Raw genomic sequence first — 17147 nt, forward strand, 5'->3', positions numbered from 1 at the left:
CCCTCGCGCTGTCTTCGTCCTAATGGGGGACAGTCCCCAATTAGGACGTTTCCCGATGCTCGCGCCGCCTTTGCGCGCGGACGAACGGCAGCACGGCGAACGTCAGCAGCGCCACGACGGCGCCCCCGAGGAATATGAGCGACGAGGGCGTGAACCCGTCGCCCACCACGCCGAACCCGATGACGTCCGACGTCGCGCTCAAGGCCGACCCGATCCACGGCCCCACGAGCATGGGGACGAGCACCGCCATGAAGATGCGCACGCCTTGGAACATCCCCACGTGGCCGGCGGGCGTGTTGTTGCGCACCTCGGCGCCGAAGCACGCCACCGCGCCCAGGTAGCCGCACAGCATGAGCACCGACCCCGCGAACACGCCCGCGGCGCTCGTCAGCAGCGTGAGCGCGAGGCACCCCGCCACGAACAGCGCCAACGGCACGATCACCGAGCGCAAAAAGCCGTGCCGGTCGACCCGCTTGCCGTACAGGATGGTGAACACGGCGGCGATGACGATGCCCGGCGCCATCACGAACACGTAGTTCTCGCCTAGGATGTAGGGGAGCCGCAGGTACAGCACGTAGTAGGGCATGAACACCTGCAGCGCGGTGGCGAACACGAGGTAGGCCAGCAGCACGAGGTACAGCATCCTGTTCTCGGTCACCGCGCGCGGCCGGAAGCCGTACAGCACGCTGGCCAGGTAGCCGCCCTCCTCGCGCCGCTCGGGAGCGGAGTCCTGCATGAGCAGCAGCACCGCGATGCCGAGCACCACCACGGCGCTTCCTATGATGATGAAGAACAGCGGGTAGTCGTAGGTCACCGTGCCGTCGGGCCGCACGATCATGAGGAACATCGCGCCGCCGAACACCGCCAGCATCGCCAGCAGCGGCATGGCCGAGTTCACGCCCTCCACCTTGCCGCGGTTCTTCTCGGTGGTGATGTCGGTGACCCACGCGTTGAAGCACGAGTCGTTCGCCAGGCTGCCGAAGAACGTCATGACGCAGTCGAACACGATGGTCAGCGTCACGCCGAACGCCATCGCCGCCGCCGTCGAGCCGGCCAGCGCGAACGAGATGGTCTGCAAGTAGGCGAACACGATGATGGACAGGCCCCAGAGGATCGTGCCTGCGCCGATGAACGCCTTGCGCTTCCCCGCGCGGTCCGACCATGCGCCCACGAACAGCGTGGTGGCCGTCGCGGTCAGCGCCGAGGCCGACACCATGAGCGCCACGTCGGACAGCGACGCGCCGAACACATCTTGGATGAACAGGTTGAAGAAGTTGTTCTCGAGAGCCCAGGCCACCTGCCCGAAGAACGACAGCAGGATGATGAGCGTCCACGACTTCTTCGTCAGGTCGGGGCGGGGCAGGGCGGTCTTGTCGGCAAGCATGGTCACGTCGATTCTCTCGAGGAAAAACAACCTGATGCCATCCTACAAGATAACGCCCCGCCCTGCACGCGACAGGGGCTATGAGGTGCGCGGTTGCTTCCGAGTCGGTCGACCAGTCTGTCATCCTGAGCGCTGGCGGCGGAGCTGCGGAAGCCGAAGGATCTCGTGCGGTGCCAACCATGGCGATTCCGGCCTCGCCCGTGTGGCGCTGGGCGCCGGTGACCTCTAGCGCAGGGATGCGCCGACGATGCTTCCATTACCTTGCCGGAGCGTAGCGGCTCGTCATCTCGTCCAGAAGAAGTCGCGCAATCGGCGTGAACTGCTGGTACTGCTTCCAAACGATGTTCATGCCCGTGCGGAGGGCGGGCTCGAGCGGTCGGAAGCACAGGTCGCTGTCCGCACCGGTGTTCGCCAGCTTGTCGAAGCTGAGGGCGTAGCCCAGCCCTTCGCGCACCATGACCGTCGCGTTGTACACGAGGTTGATGGTCGCCGCGATGTTGACCTGGTCGAGCTTCTCGCCGAACCACGCGGGAAGGTCTTCCGTCAAGGCCTGCCGCGAGCAGATGAGCGGCAGGTCCAGCAGGTCGTCGACGCGGATCGCCTCTTTGGCCGCAAGCGGGTCGTCCTTGCGCATGACGACGCCCCAGACGTCGGGGTCGGGCACCGCCAGATGGTTGTAACGGGACAGGTTGACGTCCTGCGCGACGATGGCGAAATCGAGCAGCCCCCGGTCGAGGCGGGACGCCACTTCCTCGGTGTCGCCGCTGTACAGGTGGTAGCGGACGTTCGGGCAGCGCTCGTTCAGCGCCTTGAAGCAGCGGGCGAGGTGCTTGATGGAATCGGACTCGGCGCACCCGATGCGGATGTCGCCTCCGGCGATGTCGTCGAGTGCGCGAAACTCCTCGGCGGTCTTGTCCGCCATGTCGAGGATGTCCTCGGCGCGCTTGCGCAACAGCATGCCCTCGTCGGTGAGGTTGATGCCGTAGTTGCTGCGCACGAACAGCTTGCGTCCCAGCTCGTCCTCTAATTCCTTCAGCTGCTTCGACAGCGTGGGCTGCGACACGTGCAGCGACACGGCCGCCCGCGTCATGCTCTTCTCGCGCGCGACTTCCAAAAAGTAGCGCAGCACCCGCAGTTCCATGGCTGCTCCTCGCTCTTGATTTCAAAGTTATTCCATTTTGTAATAATCAGAGATAGAAAACAAGTATTTGCTATTACTGGAGAGGGAAAACATACTGTTGAATGCAAGGCCGACGTGACGGAGGTGGTGGAATGGTCGAGGCATCGGACGTTGAGAGCATCCTGCGCCAGAACCTGATGGATGCCGGATGCGCCCCCGAGCTTGTTTCGCAGTGCATGTCCCAAGTGCGCGCGTGCAACGTGTCCAGTGCGCATCGCCTGTTGGAAGGGCACCGTAGCGCCCTGCTCGACGAGTTGCACCAAGCGCAGCGCAAGATCGACTGTCTGGACTACCTGCTGCATGAGCTGAACAAGAAAGAGGAATAGCCCATGAACGACCGGCGGCGCATCGACCGTCTCGAGTGCCCGGCTCGTCGCATGAAGAGGCGCGCCGCGCGAAAGGAGGCACGAGTGCAATCGATCAAGCTCAACAACGGCGTGGAGATGCCGCTTGTCGGGTTCGGCACGTGGGACGTGCGCGGCGAAGAGGGCGAGCGGATCCTTCTCGACGCGATTGACGAGGGCTATCGGCTCATCGACACCGCGCGCATGTACGACAACGAGGAGATCGTGGGCAACGCCCTGCGCAGAAGCGGCGCCGACCGCAGCGAGATGTTCGTCACCACGAAGCTCAACCGCCCCTGTGCGTCGTACGAGAAGGCGAAGGCGGGGGTGGAGCGCGCGCTCGAGCTGCTGCAAACTGACTACGTTGACCTGCTGCTGATCCACGAGCCTTACGAACAGGCAGCGGAGATGTACCTCGCGTTGGAAGAGGCCCTACGCGACGGCAAGGCGCGCGCCATCGGCGTGTCGAACTTCGACGAGCGCCGCTATGACGCGCTCGTGCGCGAGTGCAGCGTGGTCCCTGCCGTGAACCAGGTGGAATCGCACGTCTACTTCTCCCAGATGGGCCTGCGCGGCCATCTGGGAGCACACGGGACGCGCATGCAGGCATGGGGCTCGTTCACCGAAGGCCGTCGCGACATCTTCGCCGACCCGGTGCTGAGCCGCATCGGAGCGGGGCATGGGAAGACGGCCGGCCAGGTTGCGCTGCGCTACCTGGTGCAGAACGGCATCGGCGTGATCCCCAAGACCGCGCGGCGCGAACGCATGCGCGAGAACCGGGACGTATTCGATTTCGAGTTGTCAGCCGACGAGATGGCGGACATCGCCTCCCTCGACGGCGGCAAATCGCTGTTCGGCTGGTACCAGGCGAAAAGAAAAGCAACGACAACCAATAGGAGGCACAGAACATGAACGACTTCATCTTCCACAATCCCGATAAGGTGTACTTCGGCAAGAGCCAGCTGGAGCACCTTCCCGAAGAGCTCGCGGCATTCGGCACGAAGGTGCTGATGGTGTACGGGGGCGGCTCCATCAAGAAGAGCGGCCTGTACGACGAGGTGCGCGGTCTTTTAGAAGGCGCCGGCATGCAGCTGTTCGAGCTCGCCGGCGTGGAGCCCAACCCGCGTCACACGACCGCCAACAAGGGTGCCGCCATCTGCAAGGAGAACGGCATCGACGTGGTGCTCGCCGTGGGCGGCGGGTCCGCCATCGACTGCGCGAAGGGCGTCGCCGCCGCGGCGAAGACCGAGGACGGCGACGTGTGGCCCCTGGTGGCGGGCGGCATGTGGGTGACCGACGCCCTGCCTGTGGCAGCCGTGCTCACCAACGCCGCCACCGGCTCCGAGATGGACGCCTGGGGCGTCATCTCCAACATGGACACCAACGAGAAGATCGGCCTGGGCGGAAGCGCGCTGATCCCTCGCGTCGCCTTCGAGAACCCGGAGCTCAGCTACACGCTGCCGGCGTACCAGACGGCATGCGGCGCGTTCGACATCTTCAGCCATGTTCTGGACAACTACTACCTCGCCGGCGAGGCCACCTTCGATGTGGTCCTGGAGATGCAGGAGGCCGTCATGCGCTCGGTGGTGAAATGGGCGCCGGTGGCGCTGGCCGAGCCCGAGAACTACGAGGCGCGCGCGAACCTGATGTGGGCGTCGTCCTTGGCGCTCAACACGATCCTCGACGCGGGGACGGTGCATGCGTGCCCGTGCCATTTCATGGAGCACGAGCTGTCCGCGTACTACGACATCACGCACGGCCACGGCTTGGCCATTCTCACCCCGCGTTGGCTCGAGTACATCTTGAACGAGCAGACCGCACCCGCCATCTACCGACTGGGCGCTGCGGTGTTCGGAGTGGAGGAGGGTCTCGCCCCCGAAGAAGGCGCCCGCCAGGCGATCGCGTGCGTGAGCGAATTCGCTTTCGACACGCTGGGCTTGGAGAGCACGCTTTCCCACTTCGGCATCGATGACGAGCACTTCGAGGACATGGCGAAGCACGCCTGCGCCGGAGGCGAGATCCCCGGTTTGCGCAGCCTGAGCGTCGACGACGTGGTGAGCATCTACAAGATGTGCCGGTAGGCGCAATCCTGAATCGCGAGGAAGCCTCGCGCTTGGCCGGCTTGCCGATGGCGGGCCGGCCGGCGGCGTTCTCGGCTGCGGGAAGCTTCGAGGGGCCGTGCGCCGACAAGCCGATCCGTTGCCCCCTTGGCGGGGTGAACCACAGGGCGCGTCCCTGCCCCCTCCGCTTTCTCCTACCTTGGACGCGCCCCTTCCACCTGCCGCCGCGACCGTGCCGAAAGGGGACGCGGGCGGGGAAAGCTATTCCCCGAAGTACGCGGCGATCTCGCGCATGCGCTCGCTTTGGCGCACGCCGAAGGGGCAGCGGTCGTCGCAGTGGCCGCAGCCGGCGCAGTCGCCCGCGTGCAGCGCGAGCTTGCGGTAGTGGCCGGCTGCCATGTCGTCGCCTGCGCGGGCCAGGTCGTAGTACTTGTTCACCATGCCGACGTCGATGCCCTCCGGGCAGGGCTGGCAGTGGTGGCAGTACACGCAGCGGCCCTCGGCCTCCTGCGGCGCGAACGTGCCGATGACGCTGTAGTCGCGTTCCTCCTCGGACGCGTCGCAGAACGCGAGCATCTCCGCCACGTCGGCGGCGTCGCGGAAGCCCGGCAGCACCGTTACCACGCCCGGCTTGTCCAGCGCGTAGGCGATGCACTGCGCCTTCGTGAGCGCGCGGCCGAACGGCGAGGTTTTCGCGTCCAAGAGCTGCCCGCCGGCGAACGCCTTCATGACGGCGATGCCTACGCCGTCGCGCTCGCAGGCGCAGTACAGGTCCATGCGCTCGTCCGCGCGGCCCCGCCCGTAGGCGCCCTTCGAGTAGTCGTAGGCCGGGTTGACGCTGAACATGCACTCGTCCACCAGGCCCGTGTCCAGGAAGCGCCGGGCGACGGAGGGGTTGTGCGAGGAGAAGCCCAGGTTGCGGATCACGCCCTGGCGCTTGAGTTCGAGCGCGTAGTCCCAGATGCCGTTCTCCTGCATGGCGTCGAAGTCGTCGTCCTCGTCCATGCAGTGGATGATGCCGAAGTCGGTATGATCGGTCTGCAGCGTGTCCAGCACGCGCGCGAACTGGCGCTTGATGGCGTCCAGATCGCGGCTCCAGCCGTACTGGCCGTTCGCGCCGTACACCGCTCCCAGGTGCATCTGCGTGAGGACGTCGTCGCGCCGCAGCGCCAGCACGCGGCCGTAGGGCGCATAGGGGGCGGCCTCGGAGGGCGCCAGGTCGAAGAAGTTCACGCCCGCGTCCAGCGCCAGTTCGAGCGCGGCCTCGATCTCGCGCGCGTCGGCCGCTTCGTGGATGGACCCCATGCCGAAGCCGATGACGCTCGCGCGCTCGCCGCCGTGGGGGAAGGTGCGGTATTTCATGGTCATAGGTGCTGCCTTTCGTTTGGCCGTCTCGCTTGAAGTTCGATTCCGCACCATGGTATTCCCTAGAGCGGACTCCAAGTCAAGCGGTTCGCGGGTGCCGGTTGTCCGTAGGGGCGGGCTGCCGCCCGCCCGGTGGGAGGAATCGCAAGAACCGATGCCATGCGGCGAGCGCGTGTGGCGCCTTGGGCCGCGGCTAGCGGAGCCATTCGTCTCCCGCGTCGCCGCACTCGCCCTCGCCGTAGTAGCTTTCAAGCTTGTGGTCCAAGCGCTCGATGGTGGCGGCCAGCTCCTCGGCCTTCGCGGCCAGCTTCTCGCGCTGCTCCACCAGTATCTCGCGCCGCGCCGCCGCCGTGTGCTCTCCTTGCTGGAACAGGGCGACGTACTCCACGAGCGCCTCGATCTGCACGCCCGAGTCGCGCATGCAGCGGATGAACTCCACCCAGCCGCAGTCGTGCTCGGTGAAGTCGCGGATGCCGCTGGGCAGCCGGTGGACGCGGGGGACGAGGCCGATGCGCTCGTAGTAGCGGATGGTGTCCACGGACACCCCGTAGCGCTTGGCAACTTCGGCGATCTGCATGGCGTTTCCTTTCAAGGTCGGTTTCAATCGTCCAAGGGGTTCCCGCGCCGCCTGCCGCAGTAGGGAGGGATGCTGGCAGGCGGCGGGTGAAAGAGTTGGTCTATTTGGTTTCAGTGGGCGCGGTTGCACGTGCCCCATGCTCGACGGTCGTGGGCTTCCGCGCGCCACCTCGCGCCGTTAAGCGCACGAGCGCGAGCGCAAGCACGGCGGCGACCAAGGCGAACAGCGCGCCGATCGGTCCCGTGGCCAGAAGGCCGCCCGCGTTCACCACGACGCCGCCCGCGAACGAGCCGAGCGCGATGCCGGCGTTGAACGACATGGGGTGCAGCGAAGCGGAGAATGTGAGCGCGCTCGGGTAGTCGCGCCGCGCCACGTCCTGGAACAGCATCTGCACGGTGGAGTTCATCACGTACATGAGCAGGCACACGCACGCGATGTCGGCGAGGCCCGCGCCGCCCAGGGGCACGGTCACGGCCAGCAGCGCCAAGAGGCCCGCGTGCAAGGCGAAGGTCAGCGGCAGGGCGCGCATGCCGAAGCGGTTCGCCACCCACCCCGACAGCAGGTTCGACACCACGCATGCCGCGCCCAGCGCGAGCAGGATGACGCTCACGGCGACGCCGCCGAAGCCCATGACGTCCTCGAGGACGGGCGTGAGATAAGTGTAGAACACGTAGGTGGACGCCGCGCCGGCCAAGATCATGGCGATGTTGGCCAGCACACGCCCGTCGCCCAAGAGCCGCAGCTGGGAGCGAAGCGTTACCGTCTCGTGCGCCGCGTGCGCCTTGCGGGGAAGGGTCGGCAGCAGCGCCGCGCTCACCGCCAGGCCGAGTGCGAGCACGCAGGCGTAGGCAGCCTTCCAACCGAAGGCGTCGGCGAGCGCGGTGCCGATGGGCACGCCGATGACGCTCGACACCGAGAAGCCGGCCAGCACGAACGACAGCACGCGCGCCACCTTCCCCGCGTCCACGATCTCGGGCACGTAGGTGAGGGCGATGGCCAGCAGCGTGCCGGACGTGGCCGCCGGCAGCAGGCGCGACACCAGCAGCAGGGCGTAGCCGTCCGCGAACAAGGTGAGCAGGTTGCCGGCGTTGAACACGACGAGCAGCATGGCCGTGAGCTTGAAGCGGTTGACGCGCGCCGTGGCGAGAGCCACCACCGGGGTGGCCACGGCGCAGGCGAGCGCGTAGTAGCCCACGATATCGCCGATGAGGGTGAGGGGCTCTCCCAGCCCTTCGGCCACGTCCGGCGTGATGCCGATGAGCACGAACTCGGCGAACCCGAGCGCGAACGCCAGGGCCACGAGCAGCGCGGCGACGAGTGTTGAGTGGGAATTCGATGCGGTGTGCATGGCAGCGGTCCTTCTGACGAGCGATGATTCTTTCCTCCGCTACCGTACTATGCGTGCCTGATAATAGCCAATGCCTATATTGAAACGTTCATTATGCCTGAAACGTATAGGTTGAAAAACCGCGCGAGATGCCTTGCGAAGCACGTGGAGGTTTCGTGATGCGCAGCGTTTTGGCTTTGACCTGAAGTGCGCTCCAGCCTCTATAACGGATGTGCGGAGGATGCGGGAACGACCCGGCGCGCCGCGTTCGGCGCCGGGTGGACGCAGGGTTCGGGCGCTCGTCGGAACGTTCTTCCGCAGAAAAGAAAATCCGCAGATAGGAGAGCATTATGGGAGATAACTACATCGCGACGCTCGGCGACGACGTCCTGCGGGAGGCCGTCGTGTACAAGAACCGCTTCGGCTTGGAACTGGCAGGCGACCTCTACACGGCGAAGGGTTTGGACCGCGCCGTGCAGCACTCTGCCTTGATCGTGGGCGCGCCCTACGGCGGGGTGAAGGAGCAGGGTCCGTGCGTGTACGCCGACGAGCTGGCGCGGCGCGGCTTCGTCGTGCTGACCTTCGACCAGTCCTTCATGGGCGAGTCCGCCGGGTATCCCCGCCGCATCTCGTCGCCGGAGCTGTTCTCGGAGAACTTCAGCGCCGGCGTCGACTTCCTGGGCTTGCAGGCGTTCGTCGACCGCGAGCGCATCGGCGCCATCGGCATCTGCGGATCGGCCGGGTTCGCCCTGTCCGCCGCGCAGGTGGACGTGCGCATCAAGGCGGTGGCGACGTGCAGCATGTACGACATGTCGGCGGCGGCGCGCGGGATGCTCGACGGCGACGCCTTGCAACAGGCGAAGGAGCGGCTCGCCGCGCAGCGATGGATCGACGCGGAGAACGGGTATCCCGAGTACGTGCCGGCGTTCCCCGAACAGCCCCTCGACGAGGTGCCCGCCGACGTCGACGAGCCGGCGGCCGAGTGGATGCGCTTCTACGCGGTAGAGCGCGGGCACCACCCCCGTGCGCGCGGCGGCTTCACCACCACGAGCGATATCCCGTTTCTGAACTTCCGCCTGCTCGACTTCGTCGACGAGATCTCCCCGCGCCCCATCCTGTTCGTGGTGGGGGACCGCGCGCACAGCAGGTTCTTCAGCGAGAACGCCTACGCTGCCGCGGCCGAGCCCAAGGAGCTCTACACCGTGCAGGACGCCGAGCACATCGACCTGTACGACCGCACGGACCGCATTCCGTTCGACAAGCTGGCCTCGTTCTTCGGCGAAGCGCTGTAGGGGGGGGGTCGCGAGGATGCGAACGAATATGGCGAATGCCGGCAAGGCCGCGACCTTTGCCCTGCTGCTCGCGGCGGGGCTTGCCCTGGGCGGTTGCGCCGCGTCCGACGCGCCCGCGCCGCAGGGCGATGCGCCGGCGGCGGAGGAAGCGCCCGGCGGCGAGCGGGCTGCTTCCGTGCAGGAGCCGACGACGGGCACGCAGGAAGGCGTCGAGGGCGCGGAAGGAGAAGCGGTGGGAAGCATGCTGGTCACGATCGACGGGCAGGAGATCGCGGTCACGCTCGACGACAACGAGACGGCGCGCGCCTTCGCCGCGCTGCTGCCGCTCGAGCTCGACATGCTCGACGTCAACGGCAACGAGAAGTTCGCCGCCTTGGCCGACCCGCTGCCTTCGCACGCCTCCGCTCCCGGCCGCATCGAGGCGGGCGATCTCATGCTGTACGGCGACGACGGCGTGGTGCTGTTCTACGAGTCGTTCTCCAGCTCGTACAGCTACACGCGCCTCGGGCGGGTGGACGATCCAAGCGCGCTGGCATCCGTGGCCGACGCGGCGAGCGTCCGCGTGACGTTCGAGCGGGCGTGAGGGCGATGGACGAGATGCTGAGGCGCGGCCGCTTGCTGGACCGCCGCACGTTCGTGGCGGGAGCCGCCGGGCTGGGCATGACGACGCAGCTCGGCAGATGCTCCGCTGTAGACGAGGCCGCGACCGAGAACGCTGCGCATCTGAAGGCGGGCGCGGAGATGTGGAGTGCGAGAAACCGTCCGCCCACCGCTTGACTTCGAGTTAACTTCAAGACTTACGATGGCGCGGAACGCAAAGCGAACCAATGATAAGGAGATGCGAACATGCTCGGAAATTTCGAATACGCGAACCCCACCCGGCTCCACTTCGGCCCCGACGCGCTCGAGGGGCTGCGCGAGGAGCTGGCGAAGCACGGCCCGACCGTCCAGCTGGCCTACGGCGGCGGCTCGATCAAGAAGACGGGGCTGTACGACCGCGTGACGGCCATCCTCGAGGACTGCGGCAAAACCGTGGTGGAGGACGCGGGCGTCATGCCGAACCCCACGGTGGAGAAGCTGCTCGAGGGTCGCGATCTGGCCCGCGCCAACAAGGTCGACCTCATCCTGGCCGTGGGCGGCGGCTCGGTCATCGACTACGCGAAGGCCGTGTCCGTCTCGGTGCATTGCGACGAGGACCCATGGGAGAAGTACTACCTGCGCATGGAGGAGCCGGAGTGCGCTATCGTGCCCGTGGGCAGCGTGCTCACCATGGTGGGCACCGGGTCCGAGATGAACGCCGGCGCGGTCATCACGAACCACGAGGCCAAGCTCAAGATCGGCCACGTGTTCGGCGACGAGGTGATGCCGAGGTTCGCCATCCTGAACCCCGAGCTCACCTACACGGTGCCGCGCTACCAGATGGTCGCGGGCATCTTCGACGTTATGTCCCATCTTTTGGAGCAGTACTTCTCGGGAGAGGACGACAACACCTCCGACTACCTCATGGAGGGGCTCATGCGCTCGCTCGTGCACTCGTCGCGCATCGCCGTGCGGGACCCGCGCGACTACGAGGCGCGCAGCAACATCATGTGGACGGCCACGTGGGCGCTCAACACGCTGGTGGCCAAGGGCAAGTCCACCGACTGGGAGGTGCACATGATAGGCCAGGCCGTGGGAGCCTACACCGACGCCACGCACGGCATGACGCTCTCGGCGGTGTCGCCGGCGTACTACTGCCTGATCATGCCGTACGGTTTGGAGAAGTTCGCCCGGTTCGCGCGCACGGTGTGGGACGTGGACGCGTCGGGCAAGTCCGACGAGCAGCTGGCCGCCGCGGGCGTCGACGCGCTGGAGGCGTGGATGCGCGAGATCGGCTGCGTCATGAGACTGGCCGAGCTGGGCGTGACCGACGACATGGTCGACGGCATAGCGGACGCCACCTTCATCATGGAGGGCGGCTACCACGCGCTCGACCGCGCCGAGGTGGTCGAAGTGCTCAAGGCGAGCCTCTAAAGCGCTCGGCCCCGTTTCCGCACCTCCCGCCTACGGGCGCGTGACGATTCGGAAGCACGGAGGACGCGGCGGCGGCAAACGGGTATCGTGGTGCGCATACACAAAGCGAAGGCGAAACGCGATCCGCGCGCTCGGGGTGGCGCCGCCTGCGAACGAGGAGGCATTTCATGGCAGACCTGCAAAGCCAGCAAGACCGGATAACCCTGCGCAACGGCTACGGCGTGCCCTGCGTCGGTTTCGGCACGTACAAGATGCCGGACGGCGAAGTGGGCGTCGACGCGGTGCACCAGGCGCTCGAGGACGGCTACCGCCACATCGACACGGCGGCGTTCTACGACAACGAGGACACGGTGGGCAAGGCGCTGGCCACGTCGGGGCTCGCGCGCGAGGAGCTGTTCGTAACCACGAAGGTGTGGAACACCGACCGCGGCTACGAGCCCGCGCTCAAGGCGTTCGAGGAGTCGCGCAAGAAGCTGCACCTGGACTACGTGGACCTCTACCTCATCCACTGGCCCGCCGCGCAGGGTTCCGACGAGGACTGGCAGCGCACGAACCAGGAGACGTGGCGCGCCCTCGAGACGCTCTACCTCGACGGCCAGGTGCGCGCCATCGGCGTGAGCAACTTCAAGCCGCACCACTTGGAGCCCCTTATGGACGCCGCCGAGATCCTGCCCATGGTGAACCAGATAGAGCTGCATCCCGGCTGCAACCAGCAGGCCACGCGCGACTTCTGCAACCGCAACGACATCGTGGTGGAGGCGTGGTCGCCGCTCGGCTCGGGCCGCGTGCTGGAGAACCAGCTGCTCATCGACATCGCCGCCTCCTACGGCTGCACGGTCGCGCAGCTGTGCGTGCGCTGGTGCCTGCAGCGCCGCGCCATCCCGCTGCCGAAGTCGACGAACGCGGGCCGCATCGCCGAGAACGCCCGCGTGTTCTGGTTCAACATCACCGACGAGGACCTGCAGCGCATCGACGAGCTGGACCCCCTGGGCCAAAGCGGCCTGGACCCCGACACCATAGACTTCTAGGATACGTCGCGTCACGAAACCGCTTCGTTCAGGCCCGCTTGCGCGGGCCTTTTTCTTAGTCTCACATTATTTAGCTGGCAGCTAATGTTTTTGATGGGAGGTTTTCCTAGCATAGGCATGGTACTTCCAACAAAGAGGCCGTAAGCCTATACGACGAAAGGAACCACATGAGCGAATATCCTTATCCGGGCGGAGGAAACAATCTTCCTTACGCGCCGCCTGCTCGGAATACCGCGCTTTCTACCTCGGCGATGGCCGTGACGAGCTTGGTGCTGGGTGTTGTTGCTTTGGTCACGTCGGCCATACCCATCATCAACAATTTCTCCTTTCTTCTCGCTATTTTAGGTATAGTTTTCGGTATTGTCGGATTGCACGCCACCGTGCGCGAAACGCGCAAGGGAAGGGCTTTTGCGATAGCCGGATTGGTGACGAGCGCGCTCGCCTTTGTCATTGTGTTGGCATCCCAAAGCATATACAGCGCTGCTATCGAAGAGAGTTTTAACAGCGTGTCGATCGAAGAAGGATCAAGCGGTTCTACTTCGAACCAAGAATCCAGCCCGCAAAGCTCATCGGCTTCGCCCGGTGCCGCGATGGAGGCTCCGACCCAGAAGTACGTCGTAACCAACGAAAGCGGCTCCACAGACGAATATGGAATTGCCTCGGTCGCAGGCACGTTTCAGAACACGTCGGGCAAGAAGATGAACTACGTCTCGCTTGAATACGCCCTCTACGATGGGAATGGAACGAAGGTGGGAGATGCCTGGGCGAGTACCGGCACCCTTGCAGACGGAGATTCATGGAACTTCGAGGCGTCCGGCTTCGTCAACGACGGTGTAGAAGTGGCGTCGTACAAGCTCACTGATGTGAGCGGTTGGTGACGTCTTCTCGTGGGTTCAGCATTCGCCTCTTTATGGAAAACCCCGTTTAGGCATAGTTTGATACTATGAGTCGGAAAACAAAGCAAAGGAAAAGGAAGCGCCGCGTGAAAGAACCCTTGACCGACGAGTTGCTGCAAGAGCTGCTGGATGCTCCCGATCCCAAAACATTCGCGGACGATCACCGCATCAAGGGGCGCAGCTTGTCCAGCTACCTGCAGCAGCTTCTCGACGAGAAGGGGCTCGAACGCGCCGAGGTCGTGCGAAAGGCCGGACTCAACGAGACGTTCGGGTACCAGATATTCATGGGGCAGCGCGGCGCTTCGCGCAACAAGGTGCTACAGTTGGTTTTCGCCATGGGCCTCTCGCTCAAAGAGGCCGATCGGTTGCTGCAGGCGGCGGGCGTCAACGAGCTGTACTGCAAGAACCGGCGCGACGCCATCATCATCTTCTGCCTCGACCGCGGATACGGGCTGCAGAAAACCGACGAGGAGCTTTACCGGTTCGGTGAAGACACGATCTGCTGATGCCGCAAGCGAATCGGCATCGTTCAAGAGCGCTTTCGACATCATCTGGTACCATGGACACCACTATGCCAGACGAACTTACCGAACATCTCGATGCCCTTGCGCGCGACGATTGCTACCGTGTCGACGCCGTCTTGAAAGACAGCGCGTTCGAGACGACCCAGCGCGTCTTCTTCGTGGGCGCGAACGGCGCCGAGCAGGGCCCGTACGTGCGCAAGTACCTCGACGGCGATGCGGGGCTCGGTTTGGCGTACGAGCGCATTATGAAAGCGCAGCGCTCCGGCCGCCGGTTCCTCCACGTGCCGCTTATCGTCGATTGCTATACGGCGGGGGAGCGGCGAGCCGTGGTCATGGAGTACGTGCGAGGCGAGACGCTCGCAGACGTGGTGTACCGCTGCGACCCTTCCGTCGAGTTGGCGTGCGACGTGTTCCCCAAGCTCTGCGAAGCGGTGAGCGAGCTGCACGAGGGGTTCGACCCGCCCATCATTCACCGCGACCTCAAGCCGTCGAACATCATGTTGACGAGCAGCAGCCTCACCGTCATCGACTTCGGCATTTCCCGCACGTTCAACGACGGAGCCGACGAGGACACGCGCCGCTTCGGCACCCGCGCCTACGCGCCGCCCGAGCAGTTCGGCTACGGACAGACCGATGTGCGCTCGGACGTCTACGCACTGGGGATGCTGCTGTACTTCTGCTTGACGGAGAAAACCCCCGATGCGAAGGCGCGCAAAAACGGATTCCACGATGCGCGCGTGCCCCAGCCGATGCGCGCGGTCATCGTGAGGGCGACCGCATTCGATCCGGCCGACCGCTACGGGAGCGTCGTCGAGTTGGAACGGGCCTTCCACGCGGCGGCCAGGTGCTCGGGTATCGCGGACGCGCTTTCGGAGGCCGCAGATCCCGCGCCTATGCAGGATCCCTTGCGAGAGGCGGCGACCGGCGATCCGCGGACGGGCTCCGTGGAGAAGCGCAGGGTCCCCCACACGACGCTCGGGCGCATGCTGTCCCGCGTGCCCTTTGCGCTCGGAGTCGTCTGGGACGTGCTGCTGGCTGCGTTCTTCGCGCTGCTGTGCGTCGTGGCGGTCATCCAGACGATCGATCCCGCCCAAGGGTCGGCGCAGTACGCGGCGGCGCCGCTCGGCTTGCGAGCCCTCTCGTACGGCAGCCTCGTGCTGCTCGTGGTGGGACCGGTTCTCTACCTCGTTTCGGATCGCCGCCCCTTGGGGCGCTTCGTCCCGCGGCTGCTGAGCATTCCCATAGAGCGCGATATGGCCGTGTGCTTCGTCGTGTTTCTTGCAGGGTTGGCGGTGTTCATGGTGACGGGGCAGTTCTTCCCTCCGGTGGACGTGAACCTGGCTGCCGGGTAGGCGGGCCTTCATCGCCTTCGCCGTTTTCTTCCGCAGGTGTCGTCGGGCGATTCTGCCGCACGCCCGGGGTGCTGGCAACGGAAGCGCTTCGGGCCGTTGACGATGGGCTTTTGCGCTTCGGCAGTCGTCGAGGCAGGGATAGAGTGGGACGGACGGCCGGCCGCCGGGGCCGGCGGGCGCAACGCGCCTCTCTCCCTTCCCGAAAGGAGCCGCCCCATGGCAAAAGCCGCACACGAAGCGAATCGGCGTTCCTCGGGCGCGAACGCGGCCTCCTCCGGATCGAGCGCCGCTTCCGTCGAGTCGTCCGCCTCTGGAACGCAGCAGCTCAAGCGCGTGCTCACGGTGCCGGACATGGTCGTGTACGGCCTCATCTTCATGGTGCCCATCGCGCCCATGGGCATCTACGGCGGCGTGTTCTCCGAGTCGGGCGGCATGCCCGCGCTCGTGTACCTCGTGGGCACGCTGGCCATGGTGTTCACGGCGCTGTCCTACGGCATGCTCATCCGCGAGTGGCCGGTGGCGGGCTCGGTGTACGCCTACACCTCGCGCGGCCTCGGCAAGGGCATCGGCTTCGTGACGGGCTGGACGCTCCTGCTCGACTACCTGCTGATACCCGTGCTCATGTACGTGGTGGCCTCCACGGCGCTGTCCGGGCTCGTGCCCGAGGTGCCCCCGTGGGCGTTCGCCGTGGTGTTCGTGGTGGCCAACACGTTCGTGAACGTGCGCGGCGTCGGTCTCACCGACATCGTGAACCGCGTGGCGCTCGTGCTGGAGGTCCTCGTGCTGCTCGTCTTCGTCGTGCTGGGCGTGCGGTGGCTGCTCGCCGACCCAGCTTCGCGCGGGTTCACGCTCGACCCCTTCTTCAACCCGTCAACGTTCGACCCGAACCTCGTGATGAGCGCCGTGTCCCTGGGCGTGCTGTCGTTCCTGGGCTTCGACGGCATCGCCACGCTGTCGGAGGAGGCGAAGGACGGCCGCCGCGGCCCGGGCCGCGCCATGATGGCGTCGTTGGCCATCGTGGGCAGCCTGTTCGTGCTGCAAACCTACGTCGCGGGCTGCATCAGCCCCGACGGAGCCGCGTTCGCCGGCGACTCGGGCAACGCGTTCTACCTCGTGGCGCAGGTCGTGGGCGGGCGCTGGCTCTACATCGTGTGCGCGGTTGCAACGGCACTCGCCTGGGGCATCTTCACCGCGCTGGCCGCGCAGACGGCCGTGTCGCGGATACTCTTCGCCATGGGCCGTGCCGGCGGGCTGCCGAAGCCGCTGGCGAGGATCCATCCGAAGTACCACACGCCCTACGTGGCGTCGCTCTTCGTGGGCGCGCTCACGCTCGTGCTGGTGTTGACGTTCGGGCGGCTGGGAACCGACACCATCTCGCTGTTCGTGAACTTCGGCGCGCTCACGGCGTTCCTCATGCTGCACGTCACCGTCATCGGGTACTTCTTCGTGAAGAAACGCGACGGGCGCTGGGCGGCGCACCTGCTGTCGCCCCTGTGCGGTATCGCGGTGATCGGCTACACGTGGTGGAGCCTCGACGTGCCGGCCAAGGTGCTCGGCCTTATCTGGATGGCGGCGGGGATCGTGTACTACCTGGTGCTGCGCTACGGGTTCAAGCGCGAGGTGAAGATAGGGGGATGAGCTTCGGGGCGGGCGTCGCCCGGCTTCCGGCGGCAACAGGGCCCGAGGGGTGCAAGTGGCGGAGATGCGTGCGAATCGAACACACCCGAGACGTTCTGCGCGCCTCACAACGGCTTTGAAGGCCGCGGGGCCCACCAGGACCCATCCATCTCCATCGAGCAAAATGC

17 protein-coding genes and 1 tRNA gene are annotated in these 17147 nt (G+C 65.8%); 12 read left to right on the top strand and 6 right to left on the bottom strand.

Annotated elements, in window-relative coordinates:
• Positions 1-40: 40 nt before the first annotated feature.
• Both C1878_RS08000 and C1878_RS08005 read right to left on the bottom strand, forming a co-directional pair.
• Complete coding sequence (locus C1878_RS08000; RefSeq protein WP_167510324.1) at positions 41-1384, bottom strand: MFS transporter; 1344 nt, start codon at positions 1382-1384, stop codon at positions 41-43.
• Between the two features lie 256 nt (positions 1385-1640).
• Positions 1641-2525 carry a LysR family transcriptional regulator gene (locus tag C1878_RS08005; protein WP_114601091.1) on the bottom strand — a complete coding sequence of 295 codons (885 nt, stop codon included), beginning with the start codon at positions 2523-2525 and terminating at the stop codon, positions 1641-1643.
• Between the two features lie 131 nt (positions 2526-2656).
• On the opposite strand from C1878_RS08005, the gene C1878_RS08010 reads away from it, so the two are divergent.
• From C1878_RS08010 to C1878_RS08020, 3 genes are all read left to right on the top strand, one after another.
• Positions 2657-2890, top strand: coding sequence for a hypothetical protein (locus C1878_RS08010; protein WP_114601092.1), 234 nt, complete (start codon positions 2657-2659; stop codon positions 2888-2890).
• Positions 2891-2974: 84 nt separating this feature from the next.
• Positions 2975-3820 (top strand): aldo/keto reductase, encoded by an 846-nt coding sequence (locus C1878_RS08015; protein WP_114601250.1) that lies wholly within the window; start codon positions 2975-2977, stop codon positions 3818-3820.
• Complete coding sequence (locus tag C1878_RS08020; RefSeq protein WP_114601093.1) at positions 3817-4989, top strand: iron-containing alcohol dehydrogenase; 1173 nt, start codon at positions 3817-3819, stop codon at positions 4987-4989. Before C1878_RS08015 ends, C1878_RS08020 begins: the two co-directional genes overlap by 4 nt.
• A gap of 240 nt (positions 4990-5229) precedes the next feature.
• On the opposite strand, the gene C1878_RS08025 is transcribed toward C1878_RS08020, so the two are convergent.
• The 3 genes from C1878_RS08025 to C1878_RS08035 all read right to left on the bottom strand — a co-directional run bounded on the left by C1878_RS08025 (position 5230) and on the right by C1878_RS08035 (position 8258).
• Positions 5230-6336, bottom strand: coding sequence for an aldo/keto reductase (locus C1878_RS08025; protein ID WP_199519310.1), 1107 nt, complete (start codon positions 6334-6336; stop codon positions 5230-5232).
• A 190-nt stretch (positions 6337-6526) separates the two neighbouring features.
• Positions 6527-6910, bottom strand: a complete 384-nt coding sequence (locus C1878_RS08030; protein ID WP_114601094.1) for a MerR family transcriptional regulator — start codon at positions 6908-6910, stop codon at positions 6527-6529.
• Positions 6911-7010: 100 nt separating this feature from the next.
• The gene (locus tag C1878_RS08035) at positions 7011-8258 is read right to left on the bottom strand and encodes an MFS transporter (RefSeq protein ID WP_114601095.1); all 1248 of its coding nucleotides are present in this window, start codon (positions 8256-8258) and stop codon (positions 7011-7013) included.
• Between the two features lie 329 nt (positions 8259-8587).
• Here C1878_RS08035 and C1878_RS08040 point away from each other — a divergent pair, with 329 nt between their 5' ends.
• From C1878_RS08040 to C1878_RS08080, 9 genes are all read left to right on the top strand, one after another.
• The gene (locus C1878_RS08040) at positions 8588-9529 is read left to right on the top strand and encodes an alpha/beta hydrolase (protein WP_114601096.1); all 942 of its coding nucleotides are present in this window, start codon (positions 8588-8590) and stop codon (positions 9527-9529) included.
• 28 nt (positions 9530-9557) lie between these two features.
• Positions 9558-10112 (top strand): cyclophilin-like fold protein, encoded by a 555-nt coding sequence (locus C1878_RS16735; RefSeq protein ID WP_199519311.1) that lies wholly within the window; start codon positions 9558-9560, stop codon positions 10110-10112.
• 5 nt (positions 10113-10117) lie between these two features.
• A complete protein-coding gene (locus C1878_RS08050) occupies positions 10118-10306 on the top strand; it encodes a hypothetical protein (protein ID WP_114601097.1) in 189 nt (62 codons plus the stop codon).
• A gap of 69 nt (positions 10307-10375) precedes the next feature.
• A complete protein-coding gene (locus tag C1878_RS08055; RefSeq protein WP_114601098.1) occupies positions 10376-11542 on the top strand; it encodes an iron-containing alcohol dehydrogenase in 1167 nt (388 codons plus the stop codon).
• A 167-nt stretch (positions 11543-11709) separates the two neighbouring features.
• Positions 11710-12570: an aldo/keto reductase gene (locus tag C1878_RS08060; protein WP_114601099.1), complete on the top strand. Its 861-nt coding sequence runs from the start codon at positions 11710-11712 to the stop codon at positions 12568-12570.
• A 167-nt stretch (positions 12571-12737) separates the two neighbouring features.
• Complete coding sequence (locus tag C1878_RS08065; RefSeq protein ID WP_114601100.1) at positions 12738-13448, top strand: FxLYD domain-containing protein; 711 nt, start codon at positions 12738-12740, stop codon at positions 13446-13448.
• A gap of 104 nt (positions 13449-13552) precedes the next feature.
• Positions 13553-13972: an XRE family transcriptional regulator gene (locus C1878_RS08070; RefSeq protein ID WP_114601101.1), complete on the top strand. Its 420-nt coding sequence runs from the start codon at positions 13553-13555 to the stop codon at positions 13970-13972.
• Positions 13973-14037: 65 nt separating this feature from the next.
• Positions 14038-15342: a serine/threonine-protein kinase gene (locus C1878_RS08075; protein ID WP_158539761.1), complete on the top strand. Its 1305-nt coding sequence runs from the start codon at positions 14038-14040 to the stop codon at positions 15340-15342.
• A gap of 216 nt (positions 15343-15558) precedes the next feature.
• Positions 15559-16980: an APC family permease gene (locus C1878_RS08080; RefSeq protein WP_114601103.1), complete on the top strand. Its 1422-nt coding sequence runs from the start codon at positions 15559-15561 to the stop codon at positions 16978-16980.
• 56 nt (positions 16981-17036) lie between these two features.
• On the opposite strand, the gene C1878_RS16595 is transcribed toward C1878_RS08080, so the two are convergent.
• Positions 17037-17133: transfer RNA gene (locus C1878_RS16595), tRNA-Sec, on the bottom strand.
• Positions 17134-17147: the final 14 nt, after the last annotated feature.

Origin of the sequence: Gordonibacter sp. 28C (assembly GCF_003339845.1) — a bacterium.
Classification (GTDB): Bacteria; Actinomycetota; Coriobacteriia; order Coriobacteriales; family Eggerthellaceae; genus Gordonibacter.

Excerpts from the sequence above, each read along its gene's own strand:
- C1878_RS08000 (WP_167510324.1), bottom strand. The coding sequence starts at position 1,384 with ATGCTTGCCGACAAGACCGCCCTGCCCCGCCCCGACCTGACGAAGAAG.
- C1878_RS08005 (WP_114601091.1), bottom strand. The coding sequence starts at position 2,525 with ATGGAACTGCGGGTGCTGCGCTACTTTTTGGAAGTCGCGCGCGAGAAG.
- C1878_RS08010 (WP_114601092.1), top strand. The coding sequence starts at position 2,657 with ATGGTCGAGGCATCGGACGTTGAGAGCATCCTGCGCCAGAACCTGATG.
- C1878_RS08020 (WP_114601093.1), top strand. The coding sequence starts at position 3,817 with ATGAACGACTTCATCTTCCACAATCCCGATAAGGTGTACTTCGGCAAG.
- C1878_RS08025 (WP_199519310.1), bottom strand. The coding sequence starts at position 6,336 with ATGACCATGAAATACCGCACCTTCCCCCACGGCGGCGAGCGCGCGAGC.
- C1878_RS08030 (WP_114601094.1), bottom strand. The coding sequence starts at position 6,910 with ATGCAGATCGCCGAAGTTGCCAAGCGCTACGGGGTGTCCGTGGACACC.
- C1878_RS08035 (WP_114601095.1), bottom strand. The coding sequence starts at position 8,258 with ATGCACACCGCATCGAATTCCCACTCAACACTCGTCGCCGCGCTGCTC.
- C1878_RS08040 (WP_114601096.1), top strand. The coding sequence starts at position 8,588 with ATGGGAGATAACTACATCGCGACGCTCGGCGACGACGTCCTGCGGGAG.
- C1878_RS16735 (WP_199519311.1), top strand. The coding sequence starts at position 9,558 with ATGGCGAATGCCGGCAAGGCCGCGACCTTTGCCCTGCTGCTCGCGGCG.
- C1878_RS08050 (WP_114601097.1), top strand. The coding sequence starts at position 10,118 with ATGGACGAGATGCTGAGGCGCGGCCGCTTGCTGGACCGCCGCACGTTC.
- C1878_RS08055 (WP_114601098.1), top strand. The coding sequence starts at position 10,376 with ATGCTCGGAAATTTCGAATACGCGAACCCCACCCGGCTCCACTTCGGC.
- C1878_RS08060 (WP_114601099.1), top strand. The coding sequence starts at position 11,710 with ATGGCAGACCTGCAAAGCCAGCAAGACCGGATAACCCTGCGCAACGGC.
- C1878_RS08065 (WP_114601100.1), top strand. The coding sequence starts at position 12,738 with ATGAGCGAATATCCTTATCCGGGCGGAGGAAACAATCTTCCTTACGCG.
- C1878_RS08075 (WP_158539761.1), top strand. The coding sequence starts at position 14,038 with ATGCCAGACGAACTTACCGAACATCTCGATGCCCTTGCGCGCGACGAT.
- C1878_RS08080 (WP_114601103.1), top strand. The coding sequence starts at position 15,559 with ATGGCAAAAGCCGCACACGAAGCGAATCGGCGTTCCTCGGGCGCGAAC.